The following is a 1,788-nucleotide window of genomic DNA, read 5'->3' on the forward strand; positions in this document are numbered from 1 at the left end:
GAGGCCGTCTCAAAACAATGAGTCGGCCTCTTTTTATTTTTTTAGGTTGGCGTATAAGTTTTTTCAATTACCCATCAAGGATTTCGATGAAGTGTATGTTTTTAATGTTTGTCAGGCTACTTTTTTCCTTAGATTGTGCGCTATAGCGATCAGTCCTATTTCAACATTCACCTTATTGAGGCCTCGGAGATAAAATCTTTTGAAGTGATGATTGTTTTTGATGTTGGCAAACACAGGTTCTGTGTCGAAGCATCTTTGTTTGCGCTTTTGAATGCCTCGTTTGGATTTTAGTCTTTTGTCCGCCTTTGTTTTAAGCCGGTTCAGGTTATGATTTACCTGGATAATCCGGTTCCCTTTTTGATCGTGACATTGATTTCTCAGTGGACAGCCTGCACATTTTTTTGCTTTGTAGTTGTCAATAACCTGTTCATAACCAGCCTTCGTTTTTTTAATATGCTGCCCGATGTACTTCATAGGTTTACCGGACGGACAGATAAACTGATCTTTTGCCTCATTGTAAACTAATTTATCGGCAGCATAGGGATTTTTATTTCTGGTGTTTTCATGTTGATTGCGGTCAAACTGGTTGTGTTTTACATAGGCAGTAATGCGCTTATCCTCCAGCCATTGATAATTTTGTTCACTACCATAACCGGCGTCAGCTGTGAGGTTGGAGGGCTTTTTTTTATAGGCTTTAATATGATCCTGCAGATGGGATATGAGCGTATTGGTGTCTGTCGATTGCTGATGGAGGGAATAAGAGGCGATGAACTGATTATTGGTACTGATCTGAACATTATAGGCTGGCTTTAGTTGGCCGTTACGCATATGATCTTCCTTCATCCGCATGAAGGTCGCATCCTTATCTGTTTTACTGTAGCTGCTTCTGTTTTCACCAATGATCCTTTCCTGCTCTTCATACTTTTTCAGCTTCTCCGGCCAGTTCTTTCTGGCATAATTCAATTTCTGTTTAATGTCAGCCTTCACCTTTTTGTCTTTGATGGCTTCATTGATAGCATTGATTGTCTGCTCTACTTTGTCGCTATCGATTTTATCAAAACCTGAAGGATCGGTATCATCCAGTTCGCTGGCTGCTATGCTTTGCGCATACTTCCATAGCTCATTGAGTTGATCTTTGATCCGTTCCCGGCTGGTTTTAATCGCTTTGCCCCACACAAACGTATAGCGGTTAGCATTGGCTTCTATTTTTGTTCCATCCGTATACAGTTCCTTAATGTTCAATAATCCTTCTTCACACAATAACAGCACCACCTGATGAAAAATAGGTTTTAGTGTCGATTGTAAACGCTGCCCCCTGAAGCGGTTGATCGTATTATGATCAGGTTTTTGCATACCCGCCAGCCACATAAAATGGATATTGTTGCTTACAGCTTCTTCTATCCTGCGGCTACTGTAAATGTTATTGATGTAAGCGTAAACCAGTATTTTGAGCAGCATCCGCGGATGATAACTGCTGGTTCCGCCGGCTTTGTATAACTTAACAACAGGTGTTATGTCAATCTTATCCAATACCGCATTAACGACGCGTACCGGATGATTCGCAGCTACCAACTCTCCTAACTCAGGAGGAAGCAGCATACCCTGATGTTGATGTGATTGCTTGAAAATGACCGCTAATGTTTTTCCTTTTGGCATAGAAAACATCCCACAAAAACAGTACTACTCTCATTTTCCTAACCTCCTTTTTATACAGCTCAATTGTGTATAAACCTATATCCAAAACTGAAAATAAAAAAAGCTGCCTCATTTTACTTTTGAGACAGCCTC

Annotated in this window: 2 protein-coding genes; both read right to left on the reverse strand. The window is 40.6% G+C overall.

The features are described 5' to 3' along the window. Positions 1–111 precede the first annotated feature (111 nt). A complete protein-coding gene (locus P2W82_RS24630) occupies positions 112–1,656 on the reverse strand; it encodes an IS1182 family transposase (protein ID WP_336518623.1) in 1,545 nt (514 codons plus the stop codon). Next, positions 1,583–1,788: hypothetical protein (locus tag P2W82_RS24635; RefSeq protein ID WP_336518624.1), on the reverse strand; the 206-nt coding region annotated here is incomplete at its 5' end. The genes P2W82_RS24630 and P2W82_RS24635, both read right to left, overlap by 74 nt.

The organism is Pollutibacter soli (assembly GCA_029269725.1).
In the GTDB taxonomy this organism is placed as follows: Bacteria; Bacteroidota; Bacteroidia; order Chitinophagales; family Chitinophagaceae; genus Pollutibacter; species Pollutibacter soli.